This is a genomic window from Flavobacterium sp. R1_16, from assembly GCF_057652095.1.
Map to the genome: position 1 here is coordinate 309,349 of NZ_JBYFCG010000002.1, position 24,600 is coordinate 333,948.

Annotated in this window: 19 protein-coding genes; 6 read left to right on the forward strand and 13 right to left on the reverse strand. The window is 34.2% G+C overall.

Translation table 11 applies throughout. From position 1 onward, the window contains the following. Positions 1-19 precede the first annotated feature (19 nt). On the reverse strand, positions 20-1,348 hold the full coding sequence (locus AC23L6_RS05780; protein WP_487560964.1) for an aspartyl protease family protein: 1,329 nt from the start codon (positions 1,346-1,348) through the stop codon (positions 20-22). 128 nt (positions 1,349-1,476) lie between these two features. Between AC23L6_RS05780 and AC23L6_RS05785 the strand changes: the two genes are divergently transcribed. From AC23L6_RS05785 to lgt, 6 genes are all read left to right on the forward strand, one after another. Beyond that, on the forward strand, positions 1,477-2,673 hold the full coding sequence (locus AC23L6_RS05785; protein ID WP_487560963.1) for a pyridoxal phosphate-dependent aminotransferase: 1,197 nt from the start codon (positions 1,477-1,479) through the stop codon (positions 2,671-2,673). Positions 2,674-2,845: 172 nt separating this feature from the next. Then, positions 2,846-3,517, forward strand: coding sequence for a GTP cyclohydrolase I FolE (gene folE / locus AC23L6_RS05790; RefSeq protein ID WP_487560962.1), 672 nt, complete (start codon positions 2,846-2,848; stop codon positions 3,515-3,517). A 34-nt stretch (positions 3,518-3,551) separates the two neighbouring features. Beyond that, complete coding sequence (locus tag AC23L6_RS05795) at positions 3,552-3,941, forward strand: four helix bundle protein (RefSeq protein ID WP_487560961.1); 390 nt, start codon at positions 3,552-3,554, stop codon at positions 3,939-3,941. A gap of 44 nt (positions 3,942-3,985) precedes the next feature. Further along, positions 3,986-5,464 carry a cysteine--tRNA ligase gene (gene cysS / locus AC23L6_RS05800; RefSeq protein WP_487560960.1) on the forward strand — a complete coding sequence of 493 codons (1,479 nt, stop codon included), beginning with the start codon at positions 3,986-3,988 and terminating at the stop codon, positions 5,462-5,464. Position 5,465: 1 nt separating this feature from the next. Next, entirely contained in the window at positions 5,466-5,741 is a 276-nt protein-coding gene (gene yidD / locus AC23L6_RS05805) for a membrane protein insertion efficiency factor YidD (RefSeq protein ID WP_487570229.1), read from the forward strand. A gap of 62 nt (positions 5,742-5,803) precedes the next feature. Then, positions 5,804-6,730 carry a prolipoprotein diacylglyceryl transferase gene (gene lgt / locus AC23L6_RS05810; protein ID WP_487560958.1) on the forward strand — a complete coding sequence of 309 codons (927 nt, stop codon included), beginning with the start codon at positions 5,804-5,806 and terminating at the stop codon, positions 6,728-6,730. Between the two features lie 30 nt (positions 6,731-6,760). Here lgt and AC23L6_RS05815 read toward each other — a convergent pair whose 3' ends face one another. From AC23L6_RS05815 to AC23L6_RS05870, 12 genes are all read right to left on the reverse strand, one after another. Continuing rightward, on the reverse strand, positions 6,761-7,555 hold the full coding sequence (locus AC23L6_RS05815; RefSeq protein ID WP_487560957.1) for a metallophosphoesterase: 795 nt from the start codon (positions 7,553-7,555) through the stop codon (positions 6,761-6,763). Between the two features lie 106 nt (positions 7,556-7,661). Then, entirely contained in the window at positions 7,662-10,634 is a 2,973-nt protein-coding gene (secDF, locus tag AC23L6_RS05820; protein ID WP_487560956.1) for a protein translocase subunit SecDF, read from the reverse strand. A 248-nt stretch (positions 10,635-10,882) separates the two neighbouring features. Continuing rightward, the gene (locus AC23L6_RS05825) at positions 10,883-11,707 is read right to left on the reverse strand and encodes a hypothetical protein (protein ID WP_487560955.1); all 825 of its coding nucleotides are present in this window, start codon (positions 11,705-11,707) and stop codon (positions 10,883-10,885) included. A 107-nt stretch (positions 11,708-11,814) separates the two neighbouring features. Beyond that, positions 11,815-12,747, reverse strand: coding sequence for a malate dehydrogenase (locus tag AC23L6_RS05830; protein ID WP_487560954.1), 933 nt, complete (start codon positions 12,745-12,747; stop codon positions 11,815-11,817). 77 nt (positions 12,748-12,824) lie between these two features. Beyond that, complete coding sequence (locus tag AC23L6_RS05835; RefSeq protein ID WP_487560953.1) at positions 12,825-13,847, reverse strand: DUF6588 family protein; 1,023 nt, start codon at positions 13,845-13,847, stop codon at positions 12,825-12,827. Positions 13,848-13,897: 50 nt separating this feature from the next. After that, complete coding sequence (gene gyrB, locus AC23L6_RS05840; RefSeq protein ID WP_487560952.1) at positions 13,898-15,838, reverse strand: DNA topoisomerase (ATP-hydrolyzing) subunit B; 1,941 nt, start codon at positions 15,836-15,838, stop codon at positions 13,898-13,900. Positions 15,839-15,952: 114 nt separating this feature from the next. Continuing rightward, positions 15,953-16,975, reverse strand: coding sequence for a dipeptide epimerase (locus AC23L6_RS05845; protein ID WP_487560951.1), 1,023 nt, complete (start codon positions 16,973-16,975; stop codon positions 15,953-15,955). A gap of 168 nt (positions 16,976-17,143) precedes the next feature. After that, positions 17,144-20,476 carry a bifunctional amidotransferase subunit GatB/aspartate--tRNA ligase AspS gene (gene gatB/aspS, locus AC23L6_RS05850; RefSeq protein WP_487560950.1) on the reverse strand — a complete coding sequence of 1,111 codons (3,333 nt, stop codon included), beginning with the start codon at positions 20,474-20,476 and terminating at the stop codon, positions 17,144-17,146. Further along, positions 20,476-21,873, reverse strand: coding sequence for an amidase family protein (locus tag AC23L6_RS05855; RefSeq protein WP_487560949.1), 1,398 nt, complete (start codon positions 21,871-21,873; stop codon positions 20,476-20,478). The genes gatB/aspS and AC23L6_RS05855 overlap by 1 nt, the downstream gene beginning before the upstream one ends. A 1-nt stretch (position 21,874) precedes the next feature. Beyond that, entirely contained in the window at positions 21,875-22,144 is a 270-nt protein-coding gene (locus AC23L6_RS05860; RefSeq protein WP_487560948.1) for a hypothetical protein, read from the reverse strand. A gap of 221 nt (positions 22,145-22,365) precedes the next feature. Further along, positions 22,366-22,815: a hypothetical protein gene (locus AC23L6_RS05865; RefSeq protein ID WP_487560947.1), complete on the reverse strand. Its 450-nt coding sequence runs from the start codon at positions 22,813-22,815 to the stop codon at positions 22,366-22,368. A 19-nt stretch (positions 22,816-22,834) separates the two neighbouring features. After that, on the reverse strand, positions 22,835-24,595 hold the full coding sequence (locus tag AC23L6_RS05870) for a porin family protein (RefSeq protein WP_487560945.1): 1,761 nt from the start codon (positions 24,593-24,595) through the stop codon (positions 22,835-22,837). Positions 24,596-24,600: the final 5 nt, after the last annotated feature.

Below are 24,600 nucleotides of genomic sequence, written 5' to 3' on the forward strand. Positions count from 1 at the left end.
TAAATTGAGGCTCTTTTTTTTATAAAATACTTTTTAACTGAAATTTGAATTTTAAAATCTGACTGTTTCGTTCAATTTCAAAATTGAGCCACTTGCCATCTTCTGATTTTAGGATTTCATTAATTTCTTGCAAGGAATATTTATACCCCTGCATTTTGTTGATAGTGATGATAGTGTCACCTTTTCTCAATCCACAACGTTCAGCTGGAGAATCCTTCCTAATACTAGCGATGGTATAAATAGGTTTTAATGAAAATTTATATTTAAAATTTGCATCAATCTTATCCCCATTTTCATCAAAAGTATGCTCCATAATACTAACCGTTTTGAGAGGAACTGTTTCCTGAACCCATTGCATCCCCTCATTCTGAAGCTCGATACCACTCCTATTGTATTGAAAAGGCACATCAAAATGATTGCTTTTGGCGATAAATACTTGATTGTTTCTATAATCCAATAGAATTGTAAATCTTTTAAATATTTCTCCTCCAATAGAACCTACTCTATTTTCTACCATTGAGACACTTTTTATAGAATTTAAATCGGGCATTGCTATTATTGGATTGTTAAATTCAAATGTGCCCAATCGAAATTTAGAAATCCTTGTTCGCTTTCCTAAAACATCACCGCTAAAACCCTTGCCTAAAAAATCGTCAAAACTCTTCTCTGGAACTTTAAAATCTGGACTTACATCTTGAAATAACCATAATGCATCGCTATTACCAATATCCAAAAGCAATTTAGCACGAATTTCTTCATCATTCATAGTTACCCATGCTTCTGTATAGGGCTTGCTGCGTTCGATTGTTATAGGAATCCTTGTGTAACGCCTATTTATCTTTTTTTGCAAATTTTTATCATTCTTATATACAAACAGTTTCTTTTTATCATAATTAATCTCCACCAACTTATTTTTAAAAAAGGAATAACCAATGATGCCATTGACAGGAATACCTATATGTGTAGAAAAATTGAAACTTTGGTCTAAGACGATGTATAAATTATGATGATTATCAACTAATTCTTTTACGGATAGTATATTATCATTAGACCTCAACCCTTCTATTGCCTCTTCTTTTCCTAATCCTCGTAATTTAATTTTTTCTACATTATTAAAATTGAGTTCTTCTTTATCTTCCAAACTCAACAAAATAGTTTCTTCAACACCCGTGTCTAAAAGAAAGTTAAGTTCTACACCATTGACATTGATTGGAATAAAAATTAAATTATTAATCAATTGAAAAGGTATCGTTACTTTCTTTTTATCGGTTTCAAATTGAAAACCTTCTTGAGAAAAAACAGCTATTGAAGGAGTAAAAAAAATCCAAAAAAAGAATAGGAAACGCATAATTTATCTTTTGTTTTCTATAAAATTAAAAAATAATTGTGATAAATCGCAATTCAAACAATATATAGCGTAAAACTGTTGGTGTACTTTAAAAAAAATTGCAAATTTGCGACTCAATAAATATCATTATGCCTGAAATTTCAATTAGAGGTCGAAGAATGCCAGAATCACCCATTCGGAAATTGGCTCCTTATGCAGAAATGGCTAAAAAAAAGGGTCTAAAAGTGTATCATTTAAACATTGGACAACCTGATATAAAAAGCCCTGAAATTGCTATAAAAGCGATAAAAAACATCGACTTGGATATAATTGAATATGGTCCTTCAGCTGGTTATGAAAGTTACCGAAGAAAGCTGGCTCAATTTTATACCAATCAAGATGTTAAAGTTGCTTTTGAAGACATCATGATTACTACAGGAGGTTCTGAAGCACTACTATTTGCCCTCGGAAGTATTATGGATCCGGGAGATGAAGTCATCATTCCTGAACCTTTTTATGCTAATTATAGTGCCTTTTCAGAAGAATCAAGTGCTAAAGTTATTCCTGTAATTTCGAACATCGAAAGTGGATTTACGCTCCCAACCATAGCAGAGTTTGAAAAAGCGATTACGCCAAAAACCAAAGCTATTTTAATTTGTAATCCCAATAATCCAACAGGCTATTTGTACTCTGAATCAGAGATTAATCAATTGGGAGAATTGGTTAAAAAACACGATTTATTTTTAATTGCTGATGAAGTATACCGCGAATTTATTTACGAGGAGCGAGACCAACACTTTTCAGTGATGAACTTAAAAGGGATTGAACAAAACGTCATAATGATTGATTCTGTTTCAAAACGATACAGTATGTGTGGCGCACGTATTGGCTGTATGATAACTAAAAACAGAGAAGTTATTGACGCTGCGATGAAATTTGCACAAGCGCGTTTATGTCCACCAACAATCGAACAAATTGCTTGCGAGGCAGCAATAGAAACTCCTCAAAGTTATTTTGACGAAGTCATTTCAGAATATAAGGAACGTAGAGACACTTTAATATCAGAATTAAAAAAAATAGAAGGAGTTGTAGTGACTACCCCAAAAGCTGCATTCTATTGTATTGCTCAATTACCCGTTGAAAATACTGATAATTTTGCTCAATGGCTACTTGAAAGTTACCAATCAAACAACGAAACTGTAATGGTAGCACCCGCAGCAGGTTTCTATTCAACACCTGGAGTTGGATTGAATCAAGTTCGAATTGCTTACGTTTTGAAAAAAGAAGATTTAATTCGTTCCGTTGAAATCTTAAAGGAAGCACTTAGCGTTTATAATTCTAAATAATTTTTGCCATTCGATTTGGCAAAAGGTTCATCTAAGTTCAAAAACCTTCGAATAATTTTAAAATACAAAAGCCTAAAATGCTCCCAAAATTAAAATGGGCATAGAAATTCTTTAATTTTAATTAATTATCTTTGCTCTTCAAATAAATTACCTCAAAAAAGAACACTTATCAATGATAAATAAAGACGATTTTCAAGACGAAATTGGAGACAATCACATAGCATCATCTGCAACTAATCCCATCCGAAATGATGCCTTTGATTTACCAGATGATAAAAAAATTGAACTCATTAAAAAAGATGTTGAGAGCATTCTAAAAACCCTTGGAATGGACTTAAACGATGATAGTATCAAAGGAACTCCAAATCGCGTTGCTAAAATGTTTGTTAAAGAACTTTTTGGAGGTTTAAATCCAAGTAGAAGACCAAATCCCTCGACCTTTGATAATAATTACAAATACGGCGAAATGCTGGTGGAAAAAAACATTACGCTTTATTCCACCTGCGAACATCACCTTTTACCTATAATTGGTAGAGCCCACGTGGCTTACATTTCAAACGGAAAAGTAATAGGCCTTTCTAAAATAAACCGTATTGTTGATTATTATGCTAAAAGACCCCAAGTACAAGAGCGCTTGACGATGCAGATAGTTCAAGAGTTACAAAAAGCATTAAATACTCCTGACGTAGCCTGTGTTATTGATGCTAAACATTTGTGTGTCAATTCAAGAGGAATTCGTGATATCGAAAGTAGCACCGTCACTTCTGAGTTTGGCGGAAAATTTAAAGAAGAACTAACCCGAAGAGAATTCTTAGAATATATTAAGTTAGAAACTAAATTCTAAAATGTTTATTGTTCTTTGTTTTTAGTTTGTAGTTATGGCAAAAATAGAAAAATTTGAAGATTTAGAAATATGGAATATGGCAAGGGAAATTTGTCAATATGTTGATTATCTAATCCAAAATACAAATCTAAAATCCAATTATTCTTTAAGAGATCAAATAGATAGAAGTTCTGGATCAATAATGGATAATATTGCCGAAGGTTTTGAACGTAATGGAAATAGAGAATTTATTCAATTTTTAAGTATTGCAAAAGGTTCTTCAGGAGAATTAAAATCACAATCGTATAGAAGTTTTGATAAAAAATTAATTTCAGACGAACAACATTTGAAATTGAATCAAATGGTTGAATTAGAAAAAAATAAAATTGCAGCCATGATGAACTATCTAAACAATTGTGAAATAAAAGGTCTAAAGTTTAAATAATCATTATTAACAATAAACAAAAAACCACAAACAATAAACAAAAAATGTCTTTATACAAGAATAATACGCTCAAAATATACAATTCTCTCTCAGGAGAAAAAGAAACATTTGTTCCCATTCACGATGGAAACGTCGGAATGTACGTTTGTGGCCCTACAGTTTACAGCAATGTTCATCTTGGAAATGTGAGAACGTTCATGTCTTTTGATATGATTTTCAGGTATTTATTGCATTTAGGCTACAAAGTGCGCTACGTTCGAAATATTACCGATGTAGGTCATATTGTTGACGACGTAGATGAAGGAGAAGATAAAATAGCTAAAAAAGCACGCTTGGAACAATTAGAACCTATGGAAGTCGTGCAACGCTATACGGTAGATTTTCATGACATTCTGAATGAATTTAATTTTCTTCCGCCAAGTATAGAACCTACTGCCACTGGTCATATCATTGAGCAAATTGAAATTATCAAAAAAATTATTGATAAAGGAATTGGGTATGAAGCGAATGGATCTGTATATTTTGATGTAGTAAAATTTAATGAAACCAATAATTACGGTAAATTAAGTGGTAGAAATATCGAAGACATGATGGCTAATACTCGTGAGCTAGATGGTCAATCTGATAAAAGAAATCCACAAGATTTCGCCCTTTGGAAAAAGGCAGAACCCCAGCACATTATGCGTTGGCCTTCTCCTTGGAGCGATGGTTTTCCAGGCTGGCACCTTGAATGTACCGCTATGAGTACTAAATATTTAGGCAATCATTTTGACATTCACGGCGGTGGAATGGATTTAAAATTCCCTCATCATGAATGCGAAATTGCACAAAACGAAGCTTGCACAGGACAATCCCCTGTAAACTATTGGATGCATGCCAATATGCTTACTTTAAACGGTAAGAAAATGGCAAAATCTACTGGAAATAATATTTTGCCAAGAGAAATTCTAACAGGTGAAAGTCCGTTTTTAAGCAAAGCTTTTTCTCCAAGCGTAGCTCGTTTTTTTATGATGCAAGCCCATTATAGAAGCATTCTAGATTTTTCTGATGATGCTATTATTGCTGCCGAAAAAGGCTATAACCGACTCATGGAAGCTATGCAAAATTTAAAGGAAATCAGCCCAAAATCGACATCCACGCTTGATATCACTTCTTGGAAAGCAGCATGCTATGAAGCTATGAATGACGATTTTAATTCCCCTATTTTGATAGCCAATCTTTTTGAAGGTGTTCGTTATATCAACGTACTAAAAGACAATACAGCTTCAATTACCGCATCCGATTTAGCTACGTTCTCTACAACTATGAATGCTTTTGTATTTGATGTTTTAGGTTTAGAGGATAGTAAAATTTCAAATGATAACAATACTAAGTTAGAAGGTGTTATAGAAATGCTTATTGGTATGCGAAATGATGCTAGAGCCAATAAAGATTTTGCTCTATCCGATCACATTCGAGATCAATTAATTCGATTGGGTATTCAATTGAAAGATGGTAAAGAAGGAACCACATTTACTTTTTAAATTGACCATAAAAAAAATACTCATAGTACCCTTTGTTTTTTTAGTGCGATGCTATCAAGTTGCCATTTCACCATTTACACCCGCTAGCTGCCGCTTTGAACCTACTTGCTCCAATTATACTATTGAAGCGCTAAAAATTCATGGTTTATTCTATGGAGGTTTTCTAGCAACGAAGCGTATTTTGAGCTGTCATCCTTGGGGCAGAAAAGGCTATGATCCAGTTCCAACTACTTCCGATGAGAAAAAAATAAAAATAAACTGTAATCATAAACATTAGCTAATTTTAGGTCAAAATTTGTTTTAAATATTTATTTTTACACTAAATAATACCATAAAAAAATGGCACCATCATTAAGTATCGTTTGGAATCCCTCAGAGGGAATTGATTTAGGTTTTTTTGTAATACGATATTACAGCCTCATGTTCGTGATAGCTTTTGGTTTAGGCTGGTACATCATGAAAAGAATCTTTGAAAACGAAAATGAATCTCTGGAAAAATTAGATTCTTTATTTATTTGGACCGTTTTAGCCACCTTATTGGGTGCTCGTCTAGGTCATGTGTTCTTCTACGATTGGGAATATTACAGAAATCATTTATCAGAAATTTTGTTGCCGTTTCGATTTGAACCCCATTTTGAGTTCACAGGTTTTCAAGGATTAGCTAGTCATGGTGCAGCTATAGCTATAATTGTTGCTATGTATTTTTTTAGCAAAAAAATTATGAATAGACCTTTACTTTGGGTTTTGGACAGAGTGGTAATTCCTGTTGCCAGTGGAGCTATTTTTGTTCGTATTGGAAATTTTTTCAACTCAGAAATTGTTGGTAAAGAAACTACTTCTTCTTTTGGAATTCAATTTATAAGAGACCATTTCACTGCACGAGAAGCCATGGCTAAAACCCAAATGCCAAATCCAAAAGAAGCCTACCATGCCATTGCTACCAATCCTCAGTTTTCTGAGTTATTGCAACAAGTGCCTGCCAAACATCCTGCACAATTGTATGAGTCCTTTTGTTATATCTTTGTCTTTGCTATCTTATTTTTCTTGTACTGGAAAACAAATGTAAAAGAAAGATTAGGTTTTCTTTTTGGTTTGTTCTTAGTCCTATTGTGGTCTGTCCGTTTTGTAGTGGAATATGTCAAAGAAAGCCAAGGCGGATTTGAACAAGAATTAGGACTATTCTCAACGGGACAGTGGTTGAGCATTCCTTTTATATTAGTTGGTTTGTATTTTATTTTTAATGCTGAAAAACCGATTGAGGTTTGATTTTTAAAGTAAGTCCCTAATAATATAACATTAAAACTCCAAAGCAACAAAATGCTGTTGAACCCTATCAGGTGCGACTTCCCAAACGCGGAAACCCAATGGATTTTGGTCAAAATTTTTACTAGTGGTTTCTCCACTTACTAACTGCATCTTTCCAACAGTATGCATCACTGTTTGGTGCGTATGACCAAACAAATAAGCAATCACATTATTTTTACTAAATAAATCTAGCAATTCCTGTCTTTTTGCTAAAGGAAGATTAAAATAGCCTTCCTCCTCGTTTGGTGAAACAGTAAATAATGGATAATGACCAATTACAAACTGAGGGTTTTTCTTTTTAGTCTGTACTACTTTTTTAAACCATTTATCGTGTTTGTCTGATTCTTTTTCTATGTTAGTTTTCCATAACTGTGAATTAGTCACAACAAAAGAATATCCTTTATTATTGAATTCATAGTAATCTTGACCAATAGTTTTTCTATAGTAACGTAAGCTTGCATCACTAGGAATATTCCCTACATCATGATTTCCGGGAGCGCAATAGCATGGCATGGTAAAACCCGCTTTAATCTTTTTAAAATCCGTATAAGAACTATCTGTAGGATTATGTACTAAATCACCACAAATAACTACAAAATCAGGATGCAAGGCATTGATTTGTTGAACAGCCTGTTGGAATGTTTTTACATCATGCTCATAACCACCCATCCCTAATTGAGTATCGCACAATTGAACGAAAGTGAAAGACGATTCTTCCCTTTCTGTAAACGACATACAAAGAAATAGTAATGAAATACATATGTATTTATAGCTTCTTGATGTCATTACTAGTGGTTTTAAAATATATTTCAATCATCTCGCTAAGATACCAAAAATACAACCAAAAAAAATGCCCGATTTTCATCGGGCATTTTCTGTATATAAAAAGCGATTAGGCTTTGTTATGTTCTTCTTCGATTCTTTTGTGTTCTGCATCCGAAATGCTATCACAAAGAACTGGTGTTGCAATAAATAAAGAAGAATACGTTCCTACCACAATACCTACCAACATGGCAAAGATAAATCCTCTGATAGATTCACCACCAAAAATGAACATGATTAACAATACTAAAATCATTGTTAATGAGGTATTGATGGTTCTAGACATCGTAGAATTAATCGACTGGTTAACAATCTGATTGAAATTTCCTTTTGCTTTCCCGCCAATATACTCACGAACTCTATCGAATACAATTACCGTATCGTTCATAGAATAACCAATAACGGTTAGAATTGCAGCTATGAAATGTTGGTCGATTTCCATTCCAAACGGCATGTATTTCCACAATAACGAATAGATTCCTAATACGAAGATTACGTCATGCGCTACTGCTGCAATCGCGCCTAGACTGTATTGCCATTTTCTGAAACTGATTACTAAATATAATCCAACAATTAGCATTGCACCCAAAACCGCCCAATACGAATTGGTTTTAATATCATCAGAAACTGCCGCAGATACTTTTGAACCTTGGAGGATACCCAATTTCTTACCTTCATAAATATTGACAAATTTTTCGTAAGTCATATCAGGACCAAAATGTTTTTTAAGATTGTCATAAAGAATTCTATTTACGGCAGCATCTACTTCTGTTCCAGATTCGTCAACTCTATATTTAGTTGTAATCTTCAATTGGTTATCACTACCAAAAATCTTTGCTTCAGCACTACCATCAAATACCTTTAACAATTCTTCACGAACTTCTTCAGCTGGAACTGGTTTTTCAAAACGCACTTGAAAAGTTCGCCCTCCTTTAAAGTCCACTCCGTAATTCAATCCGTGAGTCGATAGTGAAATAACACTCACAATACAAACTATAAGAGAAAATATGTAGGTATATTTTTTAACTCCAAGGAAATCAAAATGGAAATTAGTAAAGAAATTTTTAGAGAATCCTGTAACGAAAGTTAATTTGTTTCCTTTGTTTACACTCCAATCTAAAAGAATTCTAGTAATAAAAATGGATGTGAATAAAGAGGTAGCTATACCAATTAATAAGGTAGTTGCAAATCCTTGAATTGGACCAGTACCAAAAATTAATAAAACAGCTCCTGTTAATACGTGCGTAACGTTAGCATCAACGATAGAACGCATAGCTCCTTTCCAACCAAAAGATGCTTTAATTGCCTCTTCAATTGTTTTTCCAGCCCGCAGTTCTTCTTTTGCTCTTTCATAGATAATAATATTCGCATCAACAGCCGTACCCATGGTTAATACGATACCCGCAATACCTGGCAACGTTAGAACAGCTCCAAGGCTCGCTAAAATTCCGAATAAAAATAGTAAGTTAACCGCTAGAGCGATATTGGCATACAATCCAGATTTACCATAATATACCATCATCCACAAAGAAACGATTAATAAACCAATGATGGCTGAATTAGTTCCATTGTCAATTGCTTCTTGTCCTAATGATGGTCCAACTACTTCTGATTGAACAATCTCAGCGGAAGCTGGTAATTTACCTGCTCTTAATACGTTCGCTAAATCTTTTGTTTCAGTAACATCAAAAACTCCTGAAATTTCTGAACGACCTCCAGATATTGGTCCGCTTGATACTCCAGGTGCAGAATAAACAATATCATCAAGAACAATAGCTATATTACTTTTTTGAGTATAAGCTCTTCCCGTTAATTCTTCCCAAGCTTTTGCTCCTTGTCCATTCATTTGCATCGTTACCGATGGCTTACCTAATTGATCAAATGAATCTTTAGCGTCTGTAACTACTCCTCCACCCATTGAAGCTTGGTTGTCTCTATTCCCTTTTAAGGCATATAGTTCAACCGTTTCAACTGGTTTCTTCGTTTTTTCGTCAATATTTACAGAAGGTTTACCCCAAACAAACTTAGCATAACGTTTGTCAGCAGGAAGTAAAATTCTAATATCTTGTCTTTTTAAATACCCATTGATAGCTGAAGTATCTTTAGGATCAACTACCGCCAATACTGGTCCTCCACCTTGACTTACAAATTTATCTAATAATGGTCCTAATTCTTTATTTTCAGTAACCGTATCTTTTACTTTATTTGTCAATAAAGTATCAATTCCAGTTTTTGCTGTTTCTTTAACCTTTATTGCTGATTTTTCAGTAGCTTTTAAAGTATTATTAGCTGCCATTAGGAAGTTTCCTAAATCATCTATTTTATAGGTTTCCCAAAACTCTAATTGAGCTGTACTCTGCAATAATTTTTTGATACGATCTACATCTTTTGCACCTGGAAGTTCCACAAGGATTCTTCCTGATTCTCCTAGCTTTTGGATATTAGGTTGTGTAACACCAAATTTATCGATACGTTTTCTTAATACTTCAAAAGCACTTTCGATAGACTCATCTACTTTACGTCTGATTACTTTTTTTACTTGATCATCAGTCATTTTGAAGTTAACCTCATCTCCGATAATTTTATTAGAAAAAATTTCAGGTGAAGCTAATTTTACTGTCCCAGCTGAAGCCTTGTCAAAAGCTTCGAAAAAAGCATCAATATAATCTTGATTTCCTTGTCTGTTAACTGTAGCATCTGCTAAAGCTTTATTGAAAACTGGATTTTTAGTATTATTTGCTAATCCTTTAATAATGTCTTTTACCGAAATTTGAAGCTGAACGTTGATTCCACCCTCAAGGTCAAGACCTTTGTTGATTTTTTTATCTTTTACTTCATTATAAGTAAAATCTGTGAATCCGAGATTGAATACTTTTTCTTTCCCAATGGAATCTAAATATTTTATTTCTTTCTCAGAATTTCCTTTCGCATACACTTTAGCGTCGTTTTCTACATTGTGAGAAACGAATGTGAAAGAAAGTTGGTAAATACTTACCAATGCAAATAAAATTGCGAAAAATTTAACTAGTCCTCTATTCTGCATTATTACTAAAAATTAATTATTTTTTATTAGTTGGTTTACGGTTGATTTAAATGTATTGTAGCCTCATTAAAACAACGTTTAAGTTGGCATCATTTTTCAAAACGTGCAAATATATAATTATGGTAAAGATTAACCAATTTATTTTGGATTAATATTAAAAAAAAACAAGTATTGATTACTGACTAATTGAATAAGTAAAAAAAATATTCTTTAAAAACCGTCTAACAAAAAAATAAAATAATATTGTTTTAATTAATCAACTTGGTAAGTAAATAATCATTAGTTGTTTGACTGCTGGATAATGGAAAATCAATCGATGTTAATTCACTTATTAACGGATTTAAAGAATAGCTAATAGTGGTTTCTGATCGTATCAAGCCGTAATTTTTAGCATAATACTGATAGGAAATTAGAACATCTTGACTATCTGATGATAGAACATTTACCGAAAATTGTCCTACTTGAGCATTCACTTTCGCGTTTAACGTTAGCTTTACTTTTTTAACATCAGTATAATTAACACCATTGGATGTAAATGTAGCCAAACTTCCATCTTCATTTGCTGATAAAACATAATTCACAGTCAACGGATATCCTGGCAAAGCAGTTTCATTTATTATAGTTCCAGAGACTGTTGCCAATTTTTCAAGAGCAGAGGCGTTTTCTTTGAATAAAACAAAATCGGTGACAGAAAAAGAAACCGGTAAATCCGAACCAATATTTACGGAAACATCACCAGATAATTTAACTGATTGACCATCTGCACGTAAACCATTATTCCTGAGTACTCCACAGAAAAAACCTGTTGGCAAACTTTTGGTTTTCATTCGTTTATATGTCACAGAATTAATAATAGAATCATTCCCTACATACAATGAATCTCTTCCTATAATCACTGGATCAACTGAAAGATTTTCTGTTTTGTATGTCCAAAAATTATTCGATTTTAACGGGAAATAACTTGTAACACCTGAATTATCTACTGGATTTTTATCAGTTGACGCACTATCATCACTTGAACAAGAAGAAAATACCACTACTAAAACTGCTACAAACCAATGTATGTATCTCATTTTTTCTATTTTAGTTAGCGAAGATAAACTATTTCCAATTGTTTTAAACAAAAAAACGGCAACCTACTAAAGATTGCCGTTTTGATATCAATTTCTCTTTTATAGTTTTACAAAACAGATGCTAAATCTGCATTCATGTTGCGTACGGCATCAACACTTTTTGCGAATTTTTCTTTTTCGCTATCATTAAGTTTGATATCAAGAATTTCTTCTACTCCATTACGTCCAATGATGCAAGGAACTCCAATACAAATGTCAGATTGTCCATATTCACCCTCTAACAATACTGAGCAAGCAATCATTTTCTTTTGGTTGTTTAAAATACTATCTACCAAATAAGCTACAGATGCTCCAGGTGCATACCAAGCAGAAGTTCCTAAAAGTCCTGTAAGAGTAGCTCCTCCTACCATAGTATCAGCTGCCACTTTATCTAATTCTGCCTGAGAAAGAAACTCAGAAACAGGAATTCCGTTGTAAGCAGCTAAACGTGTTAATGGAATCATTGTAGTATCACCATGACCACCTATTACCATTGCAGAAACATCATTTGATGGTTTGTTTAATGCTTTAGATAAATAATATCTAAAACGTGAACTATCTAATGCTCCACCCATTCCTATAATTCTATTTTTTGGAAGTCCGGTCGCTTTTAATGTCAAATAGGTCATTGTATCCATTGGATTTGATACTACTACAATAATGGTGTTAGGAGAAAATTGTAAAATATTTTCTGCTACCGTTTTTACAATACCTGCATTAATACCTATTAATTCCTCACGAGTCATTCCTGGTTTTCTTGGAATCCCAGAAGTAATCACTACCACATCGCTGTTAGCCGTTTTTGAATAATCGTTAGTAACTCCTGTTATTTGAGTGTTAAAGCCAGTATTGGTTGCACACTGCATTAAATCCATCGCTTTTCCTTCGGCAAAACCTTCTTTAATGTCAAGTAATACTACCTCACTAGCAATTCCTCTATAAGAAATAACATCAGCACATGAAGCACCTACATTTCCTGCTCCTACAATTGTAACTTTCATTTTATTTTTATTTAATATTTATATTCTATTTATGTTATTTAATCTCTTATATCTGAAAATATCACCTTATAAAAAATTTAATTTATCGCATAATGCAACGACAAATTTACGTTCACAAATTTATTAAAATCAATTGACGATTGAAAATATAATTTATGCCATTTGTAAGCTGCTGAAAGCTCAATTATACTATTAATTTTGGTTTTGTAAATCCCTTTCAATTTTTGGTTTAAAAATACTTGAGAGGAACCCTCAGGAAAAGAAATCACCTGATCAATAGTCCCTTTACCACCTGTGAATTTGTATTTGAAATCACTAACATTGACTATAGAACCTAGCATGAATTCAAAATTATTATATTCTTTAGAAATAATGGTCTGGTATTGCCATGAATTAATAGCTCCGTTAATTTTATTGATACCAAGTGTTCCAAAATTGGTTCTAATATCCAAAAAATCAAAACTTATATTTTCTTTTGAATTACTCAACATCATGGCGAGATGAATTTTTTTGGATTCTAAAACAGGTATGTATTGGCTTATGTTGTGTTTAATTCCTATTCCATATACTTGATATTCACCTCTGTTGATTTTTGTTTTTGGAGCAAATTTGGCAAGAATTTCTGTTCCAAAACCCAACGATACTGAACCAGAAAGATGAGGATAAATTATTACATCTTCGTTAATTCCTTCTGGGGTTTCAATTGGATAATTTTGATTAATAGCCCCATAAATATCAACAATTTTTATTTGTTTACCGTTACCGAGGGCTGTTGGGATTGTTTCAGAGGTTGCATCTTGAATGGTAAGAAATTTAAAATCGGAATTGTTAATTACAAATTCTCTGTCTTTGTTAGGAACAAAAAAAATGTTAGAATGCACTCCAAAAGTAGCACTCCAACGTTTCTTTTTCTTGGCTGAAAACATCCAGCCACCAGATGACTGATAAACAGCTGCATCGGTGGCTGGAGTTATAAATTTATTTGAATAATAGATGGCATCAGCAAAAAAATCATCTAAATGGTTTAGAACTATTGGGTCAATAGATTGTGAATACCCTACATTACACATGAATACAATAGCTACTAATACCTTTTTCATGCACATAAAATTTTTAGCATGAAAAACAATTCCTAAATAACTGATTTGTTTTATGCATCTATATTAGCATAAACGGCGTTTTTCTCTATGAATTCTCTACGCGGCGGAACATCATCACCCATTAACATAGAAAACACTCGATCTGCCTCAACTAAACTATCAATGCTCACTTGACGTAGGGTTCTGAAATTAGGATCCATGGTAGTTTCCCACAATTGCTCTGCATTCATCTCTCCAAGACCTTTATATCGCTGAATTGTAGCACTTCCTCCCATTCTTTCATTTGCCAAATCTCTTTGGTCTTCCGTCCATGCATATTCTTTTTTATTTCCTTTTTTCACTAAATACAATGGTGGAGCTGCAATATATACATGACCTTCTTCAATTAATTCTTTCATGAATCTGAAAAAGAAGGTTAATATCAAAGTAGAAATGTGACTACCATCGACATCAGCATCACACATGATGATTACTTTGTGGTAACGCAATTTCTCCAGATTTAATGCTTTGCTATCCTCAGCTGTACCAACAGTCACACCAAGTGCGGTAAAAATATTTCGAATCTCTTCGTTTTCAAATACTTTGTGATGCATGGCTTTCTCTACATTCAAAATTTTTCCTCTTAAAGGTAAAATAGCTTGGAAATTCCTATCACGACCTTGTTTTGCTGTTCCTCCTGCGGAATCTCCCTCGACAAGATATACTTCGCATTTTTCAGGATCTTGTTCGGAACAATCAGATAATTTACCTGGTAAACCTCCTCCTCCTAGAACGGTTTTACGTTGCACCATTTCACGCGCTTTTTTCGCTGCATGTCTTGCTTGAGCTGCCAAAATCACTTTTTGAACAATAATTCGAGCATCATTTGGATTTTCTTCCAAATAATTTTCCACCATTTCACTAACCGCTTGACTAACAGGGGAAACAACTTCTCTATTCCCTAATTTAGTTTTGGTTTGTCCTTCAAATTGCGGTTCCGCTACTTTTACAGAAACTATTGCTGTTAATCCCTCACGGAAATCGTCTCCTGCAATTTCAAACTTCAATTTATCTAACATTCCTGATGCATCCGCATATTTCTTTAAAGAACGGGTTAAACCTGTTCTAAAACCTTGCAAATGCGTTCCTCCCTCATGTGTATTAATATTATTTACATAAGAAAAAATGTTTTCTGTGTAACTCGTATTATAGATTAAAGCTACCTCGACCGGTATTTCTCCTTTTTCAGAATCCATAGAAATCACATGAGAAATAATAGGCTCACGATTTCCATCTAAATAGCGGATGTATTCTTTAAGTCCTTCATCTGAATGAAAAACTTCTGACAGAAAATTTCCGTCTTTATCTACTTCTCTTTTATCTGTAAAAGTTATGGTAATTCCTTTGTTCAGATAAGACAATTCTCGCATACGAGACGATAAGGTATCGTATGAAAATTCTGTTGTCTGAGTAAAAATAAGATCATCAGGATAAAACGTTTGCATCGTACCCCTTTTGGTCGTCTCTCCGACTTGTTTTACAGGATATAAAGATTTTCCTCTTTCATATTCTTGCTCATAGATTTTACCATCTCTAAAAACGGTAGATTTCATGTGCTTTGAAAGTGCGTTTACTACAGAAACTCCTACCCCATGTAATCCTCCAGAAACCTTATAAGAATCTTTATCAAATTTTCCTCCTGCACCAATCTTAGTCATTACTACTTCAAGTGCTGATACGCCTTCTTTTTTATGCAAGTCAACAGGAATACCACGACCATTATCCTCTACAGTTACAGAGCCATCCTTATTGATGGTGACATTAATTGTATCACAATGACCTCCCATTGCTTCATCAATAGAGTTATCTACAACCTCATAAACCAAATGATGCAATCCTCTTACACCCACATCTCCAATATACATGGAAGGTCGCATTCTTACATGCTCCATTCCCTCTAATGCCTGAATACTATCTGCTGAATAATTATGCTTCTTATTTTCTTCGCTCATATAATTTTATTCTAAAAAATGTATTTTTTGTCTAACACGCAAATATATAAAATCAGGAATGATTTTAGGATAAAAAAGCCTCTTTTACCATTGAAGTTATTAACATTTTATACCTCATCTTGTGTATAATTTCGCACCTGTTCCCGAAGCATTTGGATAAACAATTTTTCCGAAATTGAAACTAGCTCCATCGGCAATATCTTTACTCAAAAGCAAGGCTCCATCGGCGTCTAAGTAATCTAAAAGAGGAGCAATTTGAACCAATCCAGAAATTCCAACAGTCGATTCTGTCATACATCCTGCCATTAACAGTAAGTTATTTTTTTTAGCCAATTGAATCATTCGCAATGCTGGAGTAAGTCCTCCACATTTCATTAATTTGATATTGATTCCGTGAAATAATTTACTACACAAAACAACATCTTCCTCACGTTGGCAGCTTTCATCTGCGATTATGGGCAAAACAGAATACTCTTTGACTTTTTTCATCCCTTCAACATCGACTGCTTTGAGTGGTTGCTCAATGAACTCTACATTCAAATCTTTTAAAAGTAGTGCATTTTCAATGGTCTGATTGGCTGTCCAAGCACAGTTAGCATCAATTCTAAAAACAGCATCTGTCTTTTTACGGAGATTTTCTACTATTTCAATATCTTTAGACGTCCCTAATTTAATTTTATAAATAGGCCAAGGTTTTTCGATAATTTTTTGTTGCATTTTTCCGATTGAATCAATGCCAATAGTATATGATGTTAGAGGTGTTTTTGTGTCGTCATTAGACCAATAACTTCTTAGGGTTTTATTATTCTTTTTTGAATAAAAATCCCAATAAGCCACATCAATTGCACATAAAGCAAAATAATCATCCTTAAGGAATGGTTCAATGCTTTTCCAAAATTCTTCTGGATGAAGTTCAAAAGTCGACTCGACAACGGATTGTATTTTGATGAAACTTTCCTTTAACCGCTCTTGAGTGCTATGATAATACGGATTTACAGTTGCTTCTCCATATCCAAAATGAATTCCATCGGTAATACACACTATTGCTGTTTTTTGAACTGTAACAGTATAGCGAGAAATCGTGAATGGATGTTGCAGGAGCAAATCATAGAATTGGAAAGAAAATGTTAGTCCCATAGCTGCATGTAAAAGTATTAATATTTGAAAACATTTACTCAACCAAAATAAAAGTAGTAATAATAATTGATTTTTTAATGTTAAAAGTACAGCAAAGGATAAAAATTCAAAAGGTTTGTGATTATAAACACAAACCTTTTGTTTTTCTTTAGTACTTTAAGATACACTCTATTTTTTTATAATGCGAACATTCATTTCTTCTACTTTTTTATCCGATAAAAGAGATGGTGCTCCAAACAATAAATCTTCACTTGAACCTGTTTTCGGGAAGGCCATTACTTCTCGAATAGATGCTTTTTTCTCCAAAATCATCATCAGACGGTCAATTCCCCAAGCAATTCCTCCGTGTGGCGGTGCGCCGTATTGGAAGGCTTTGTACATGGTTCCCACACTTTTTATCATTTCCTCTTTATTGTAACCCATATTTCTATAAGTCGCTTCCAGAATTTCCGATTTATGAGCACGAACCGAACCTCCACCAATTTCGTAACCGTTTAAGATAATATCGTATTGTTGTGCGATGATGGTTCCAATTTCGTCATCATCTCCTTTCATATGCTTTTCTAAGTCATAAATGGCTGGCATCGAGAATGGGTTGTGCGTAAACGTCCATCTTCCTTCATCGGTTTTTTCGAACATTGGAAAATCAACCACCCAAGCCGGACGCAATTCCTTCGGATTGATTAAATGCAACATTCTTCCCATTTCCTGACGAACCGCATCCAAAGCTTTGTTAGCTGTTGCATAATCTGCCGCCGAGAAGAATACAATATCTCCAACTTGTGCATTCGTCGCTTTTATAATTCCTGCTGCAATTTCTTCGCCCAAGAACTTAATAATTGGCGATTGCAATTCATCTTCGTTTACGATAATATAAGCCAATCCACCTAAGCCGTGCTGTTGGGCAATAGCAGTAAGGGCTTCTATCTGACCTTTGGACATTCTTTTGTTTCCTTGCTCTTGAGCCGAAACCTTGATGCATTTTACAATACCGCCTTCATCAATAGGCTTGCTGAATACTTGGAAAGTGGTGTCTTTTACAATATCCGTGATGTCCTGCATTTTCAAACCGTAACGCAAATCTGGTCGATCGCAACCGTAAAAATCCATTGCGTCTTTATAGGTAATCACTTCAAACGGATGTAAAATCCATTTTTTGCCGTATATTTTGGTCACTACTTCATTAAACATTTTAGTGTTCAAATCGATAATCTGCTGCATACTGGCATACGCCATTTCCATATCTAATTGGGTAAATTCAGGTTGGCGATCTCCACGAGAATCTTCATCCCTGAAACAACGGGCAATTTGGAAATATTTTTCATATCCACTAACCATCAACATTTGTTTGAACTGCTGAGGCGCTTGTGGTAAGGTATAAAAGAAACCGGCTTGTTTGCGTGTTGGCACAATAAATTCACGTGCTCCTTCATCGGTTCCGGCACTTAAAATTGGGGTTTCAATTTCTAAGAATTCTTCTTCATCTAGAATGTCACGCAATAATTTAATTACTTTATGACGGTTTACGATTGCTCGTCGCACCTCTTCGTTTCTGTGATCTAAAAACTTATATTGAAAACGAGTTGCTTCATTTGTTTTTGCCGCTCTTTTAATTTCAAAAGGCAAAGTTTTAGATAAATTTAATATCTCTAAAACCGAAGTTTCCAATTCAATTTTACCAGTGCGCAATCCTGCATTATAATCATCTTCATTACGTCCAACCACGATACCTTTTACAGAAATCACCGACTCGGGTTTCAATTTTACCAACTCATCAATATTAGGGAATGATTCCCTGCTGATTCTGACTTGAAAAATTTCATAACTAGAATCACGCAAATCGATAAACATCAACTCGCCGTGGTCGCGAACACTTGCAACCCAACCAGAAAGCATTACTTCCTGACTGATGTTTTCTTCTGATAACTGTGAAATTTTGTGCGTTCTATAGATGTCTTTTATGATAATTGGAATTTCAGGAAGCGTTTCTTCTTGAATTTCTTTATTCTCTACAACTGCTTCTTTGGAAACTTTCTCGGATGCTTCTGATTTTTCTAAAACAGCAGCAGCTCCTAATTGGTCTAAAATGAGTTGACGAATTACTTTTCCGTTGGCTCCTTTTCCAATAATACCTAAAATCTTTCCGACCAAAATACCTGATTTTCCTTGGTCTCCGGCTTTGATATCATTGGCGACAGCCTCATTTTCTGAAATCACTTTCGCAATAACTTCTTGGATTTTATCTTCTGAAATGGTGTTTTCTTCAAAATAGGTATTGTAGTCAAAAGTGCGATCTTTTAAATAACCCGTAATCGCATTTTGAACTAAAACCGCCGTGATTTTCTCGGCTTTAAACAATTTGAAAATGTCTGTTAAATGGGTAACGCTATGAATTTCTGCATATTCATCTGCCTTTAAATTGTTTGCCAAAGTTTTAGCCACAAACGAAGGATCTTTGATTTCGTTATTAATGGCTATAAATGTTTGCGAACGCAACTTATCTGCAGTAAAAAACTTAGCATCTTGTGGCAAAACACCTCCACCAATCAAAATAGATTCTACTGCAAAAGGCAAGGCTGCTGTATCCACTTTAATAGCTTCAATCTCCTTTTTGATGTTTACAAAAGGTAAATCAGGTTCTGAAATAAAACGATAATCCGCTTCAAATTCTTTTTTACGCATGGTTTTGGTTTGCTTTAAATCGGCATCCCATAACACCGTAGTTTGGTCTGGTCTGAACTCTTTGTGTTCAATAAAGTAATTGAATTGTTTTTCAACCTCTTCTTTCAAAGCCTCAACCATAAACTTAAACGAGTTCAAGTTTTTGATTTCGGTTCTTGGGTTTAAATCGTAACTGTGTTTTTTGCGTAAAGACACCGAAACATCCGACTTGAACTCCCCTTTCTCCAAATTTGCTTCAGAGATTCCTAAATTTTGAACAATACGTTGAATGTATTGCGCATAGGTCGAAGCGTCTTCAATATTCCGGATACAAGGTTCGGTAACAATTTCAATCAACGGCACACCCGCTTTATTAAAATCAACTAACGAAATTTTCTTTTCGTGCATCAATTTCGCAGCATCCTCTTCAATATGAACCTGAGTCAGATTTACAGTAAATTGAGAACCGTCATTTCGGTAACAAGACACGTGTCCGTCAGGAATGATTGGATTGTGGTACTGTGTTATTTGTATGTTTTTTGGATTATCCGGATATTCATAATGCTTTCTATCCCAAGAGATGACTTCATTACTAAAAGAGGAATCCACCGCTTTTCCAAAATAAATGGCTTTGGTAATCGCTTCTTTATTTATCGCTGGCAAAACGCCCATTTGTCCCGTACAAACCGAACATATATTTTGGTTAGGTGTTTCTATTTCTTGGTTGGGACAAGAACAAAACAACTTGGTTTTGGTATTCAATCGAACGTGAGTTTCAAGTCCGATTACCAATTCTAAATCGTGGGCTTTTATTGCCGCTGTTAATTGCTCCAATTCCATTATAGTGTATCTTTTAAGAAGTTTGCAAACTGCAATACTAATTCATCCTTATTTTTTGCTGCTGTAATTTGCAGTCCCGTACTTGTTCCTTGTGGCACGGTTAAAGTTGGCAATTGACCTAAACTAAAACCAACGGTGTAAGCATCGGATAAATACATCGCCAGAGGGTCTTTTAGACTTTCTCCGATTTTAGGCGGAGCAGCTGGTGTAACTGGTGATAAAACAATATCAACTTCTTCGAAATCTTTGCTGAAATTCTCCGAAATCTGATCTCTTAAAGCCAATCCTTTTAAATAAATTTCATCTGAAAAACCTTGAGACAATACCTGATTTCCCCCGACAATTCTACGTTTGGTTTCTTCAGAGAAATTTTCAGAACGGGTAACCGCATAACTGTCAATCAAATTATCTCCTTCAATACGATTCCCATAATTGGTTCCATCCAAACGAGATAAATTTGAAGCCGTCTCTGCCATTGCTAACGTATAATAAGTCGAAACTAAAATATCCGATTTGAAAAAATCCAAGGCTATAACCTCAATTCCTTTGGCTTTTATTTTCTCCATTGATGCTAAAAAGTCCGCTTTTATTTGCGCATCAATAGCGTCGCTTTCGATAAAGTTTTTGAAATAACCTACTTTTTTTACTGGCGAAGTTGCAATTGCTTCCTCACTAATTTCGGTTGAAGTAATTGAGGTTTGATCTTTTGGATCCTTACCGCTCATTACGTTCAACACAATTCGGATATCTTCAATTGATTTTGCCAATGGCCCCACACAATCCGTAGAAGACGCATACGCCATCAATCCATATCTTGAGATTCGTCCATAAGTTGGTTTGAAACCATAAATATGATTGTAACCGGCAGGCTGACGAATCGAACCTCCCGTATCTCCACCAATAGAAAAAACAGTATAGTCTTTGGCAACATTTACAGCAGAACCTCCGCTTGAACCTCCAGCCACTAATTCGGGATTGATTGCATTCTTAACCGCTCCAAAAATGGTGTTTTCACTAGAAGATCCGTGACCAAAACTATCACAGTTTTCTTTTACCAACGGAATCGCACCTGCATCCAGTAATTTCTGAATAGCAGTAGCCGTGTAAGGCGATTTATAATTTTTCAACAAATCAGAACTTGCAGTGGTGTAGGTTCCCTGCACCATATACACATCTTTAATTCCAAAAGGAATACCTTCTAAAAGTCCGATTTCCTCTCCTTTAGTAATTTTGGCATCTACTTTAGAAGCTAAATCTAAAGCCAAAGTATCCAACAAAGAATTGACAGAGTTATAAGTATTTTGTTTGAGCAGTTCTAATTTTTCTTGTACCAAAGCGGTGCAAGTGATTTGTTTGGACTCCAATTGCTGGTGTATTTTTTTTATCTGAGATTCCATTTTATCCTTCTATAACTTTAGCAACTACTAAAAAACCATTTTTCTTGTTCGGAAAATTTTCTAAAATGAGTTGTTTCTCGATAGCAGAACTTTCGATAACAACATCTTCCCTTAAATCACTTAAAGACACACAATTATGATTGACATTATTTGAAGCATTATTATTTGATGGAATTGCATTTTTAATCACCTCAAATAATTGATTCACACTCTCGGAAGGTTGCGCTCCTTTAATACTCGACAAGACGTCGACTGTCATTGTTTTACTCATAATTTCGTTTCGTTTTAAAGTCAAACTTTTAAGGAGGCGAATTTACAAAAAGTTTTATTAGGGAATACTGTTTTTTAAACGATATAGAGCGTCCTTTACGAAAAAGAACATTATTTTAACATTTTGTTACATTTGATTGCATTTGTAGCAAAACATGTAAAGTATAATTCGATTTTAAGGAATGGAACGCAGATAAAACGGATGTAAAAACACGGATTTTTCTACTCCACAGTCTCGATTAAATACTTCGTTCCATGAATCTCAAAAGTAAACCCTGTTTGGTTTCCCATTAAATGAGAACCTAATGGCGATTGTGGCGAAAGCGCAATAACATTGATTCCTTCAACTGCAATTTTAGGGAGAGCTGCGCTTAAATACAAATAAATGCCATTGGCTTTGACCAAACTCCCAACGATAATCGTTTTTGCAATTGTGGTGGAATCTATTTTGTCTAAAATGGCTTTTTGAGCCAAGACTTCTTTCAGTTTATGATTGAGTTTTTCTTGTTCCAAATGCATCATTGACAATGCCGTTTCGTGTTTGTCACCGGCAGAACCTTTGGCATCGTTTTTAGAATCTTCGGTCAATGCCGCAATCATGTCTCTGAAAACGTCTATTTTATCCTGAACTAGTTGTAGATACTGTTGATGAATTTTTTGTTTAAAGGTCATTTTTAGCTTTCAAGAAAATTTAAAAATCAAATTTATAATTTCCGCCTAGCATTATTTGAAAAGATTGTACGGAATAATTGAGCCATTTTTGATAGGCTTGGTTGGCTATGTTATTCAAACGTAAAAAGGCTGTAAAGCGTTCGTTATATTTATACCCAACATTAGCATTCACATCAAAATAACTATCTAGTTTTTGAACATTCATTTCAGGAAGCAAAGTCAAAACATTTGTCTTTTGTACCAAATCTTTTCGTTCACCAACAAAGAAAGCTTCTGCTCCTGCGTACCATTTTGGCGTGATGGCAACATTTAGATTTGTTCCTAGTTTTAAAGCAGGCAAATTCCATGCTTCTTTTTCATCGGTTGTTGAAAATGAACTGAACGTCCCGTTAACTCCAAAAGAAATATTCTTAGAAAAATCGGCTTTCAATTCGCCAAAAAATCGCAATGTTTTTAACTTATCATAAACCACTCCGAACGAATTTCCATATCTAAATTCATCCTGTACTTGAATTGTTTCATCATAAGGGTTACTTCTAAATAATCCTTTGTCTTTTTCACTAACATAAGAACCTTTTAGATTGTAACTAATATAATTTGATAATTTCCCTTTTAAACCTGCGTATAAATCGAATTGTTTGTTAGTAGGTTTAATGAATAAAGTTGGTGATAAAAAGGAATTTTCGTTAGTAAAATCTCTATACGAATTCTGATCTAAACTACCTTCAAGTCCTGTGTAAAATAACATCCAATCACCCACTACTTTCAAAGAGGCATTAACTTGCGGATAAAAAAGCAGCTGATTATCATCGTATTTAGTATCCATACTATAAAAAATAGAGGCTCCAATATTTATAGACCAATCGTCTTTTTTCATGGCAAAACTTGGATAAAGTCCAAAATTGGTATATCCGTAATCTATAGATGCCGTTTCTGTGTAGTCCTTTGCAAAAGAACCTCCTACATAATCTACAATCAGATTTGTTTTTATGGTTTTGTCTTCAATATCAAACTTAAAAGATGGCTTAGCTATGAATCGATTTTCTGCTGAATCATACCCATCCCAGAATCGATTGTATTTTACATTAATTTCGCTGAAAGCACTCTCAATAAAGCTAATTTTTCCACCTACATAAAAGTTATTGTAAGTTTGCCCGCTATCTACCCTGTCATAAATAGCTACTCTTTCCTCTGGAGTTAACGATGAACCATACTCTGAAGGCAAACCATACCAATGGTATTTTTGAAGTTGATAACCTAAGTCGGTACTCCAAGAATAATCACTTTTTTTACTTCCATAGGTTAGATCTAATGAGGTATTAAAATAAGAGTCATTAACAGGAACGTCTTCAATTCCGCCTTGAGAGGATAAATGTTTCAACATTCCAGCAACATAATCGGTATCGCCCACATTCTCAGTGACATATAATTCGCCCAAAATGGTCTTATAATTCCCTAAACCTCCAGTGAAATAATTTTTATAAAGTGTTTCTTCTTTAGACTTATCTACATTGGCCGCTTTTCCCTTAGAAGGTGAAAATGTTGAAGCCACTGGAAAGGAAAAAATAGTATAGGTAATATTCTCTTTTTTACTATTGTCTGAATCTTCCAAAGTTGGAGTTTCTTTCACTTTAAAAGCATCAGAAATAGTTGGCGTATAAGGCTTTACTACGTTAACCACTTCGGTTCCTATGTTTGCGTCTTTCTTTTGTGCAGTAACGGTTTGCAAACTAGTAAGAAAGAAAAGAATAGCGATAGTATGTTGAATTTTGATTTTCATATCGA

Coding starts and splice junctions, on each gene's coding strand:
- AC23L6_RS05780 (WP_487560964.1), bottom strand. CDS start 1,348: ATGCGTTTCCTATTCTTTTTTTGGATTTTTTTTACTCCTTCAATAGCT.
- AC23L6_RS05785 (WP_487560963.1), top strand. CDS start 1,477: ATGCCTGAAATTTCAATTAGAGGTCGAAGAATGCCAGAATCACCCATT.
- folE (WP_487560962.1), top strand. CDS start 2,846: ATGATAAATAAAGACGATTTTCAAGACGAAATTGGAGACAATCACATA.
- AC23L6_RS05795 (WP_487560961.1), top strand. CDS start 3,552: ATGGCAAAAATAGAAAAATTTGAAGATTTAGAAATATGGAATATGGCA.
- cysS (WP_487560960.1), top strand. CDS start 3,986: ATGTCTTTATACAAGAATAATACGCTCAAAATATACAATTCTCTCTCA.
- lgt (WP_487560958.1), top strand. CDS start 5,804: ATGGCACCATCATTAAGTATCGTTTGGAATCCCTCAGAGGGAATTGAT.
- AC23L6_RS05815 (WP_487560957.1), bottom strand. CDS start 7,555: ATGACATCAAGAAGCTATAAATACATATGTATTTCATTACTATTTCTT.
- secDF (WP_487560956.1), bottom strand. CDS start 10,634: ATGCAGAATAGAGGACTAGTTAAATTTTTCGCAATTTTATTTGCATTG.
- AC23L6_RS05825 (WP_487560955.1), bottom strand. CDS start 11,707: ATGAGATACATACATTGGTTTGTAGCAGTTTTAGTAGTGGTATTTTCT.
- AC23L6_RS05830 (WP_487560954.1), bottom strand. CDS start 12,747: ATGAAAGTTACAATTGTAGGAGCAGGAAATGTAGGTGCTTCATGTGCT.
- AC23L6_RS05835 (WP_487560953.1), bottom strand. CDS start 13,847: ATGAAAAAGGTATTAGTAGCTATTGTATTCATGTGTAATGTAGGGTAT.
- gyrB (WP_487560952.1), bottom strand. CDS start 15,838: ATGAGCGAAGAAAATAAGAAGCATAATTATTCAGCAGATAGTATTCAG.
- AC23L6_RS05845 (WP_487560951.1), bottom strand. CDS start 16,975: ATGGGACTAACATTTTCTTTCCAATTCTATGATTTGCTCCTGCAACAT.
- gatB/aspS (WP_487560950.1), bottom strand. CDS start 20,476: ATGGAATTGGAGCAATTAACAGCGGCAATAAAAGCCCACGATTTAGAA.
- AC23L6_RS05855 (WP_487560949.1), bottom strand. CDS start 21,873: ATGGAATCTCAGATAAAAAAAATACACCAGCAATTGGAGTCCAAACAA.
- AC23L6_RS05860 (WP_487560948.1), bottom strand. CDS start 22,144: ATGAGTAAAACAATGACAGTCGACGTCTTGTCGAGTATTAAAGGAGCG.
- AC23L6_RS05865 (WP_487560947.1), bottom strand. CDS start 22,815: ATGACCTTTAAACAAAAAATTCATCAACAGTATCTACAACTAGTTCAG.
- AC23L6_RS05870 (WP_487560945.1), bottom strand. CDS start 24,595: ATGAAAATCAAAATTCAACATACTATCGCTATTCTTTTCTTTCTTACT.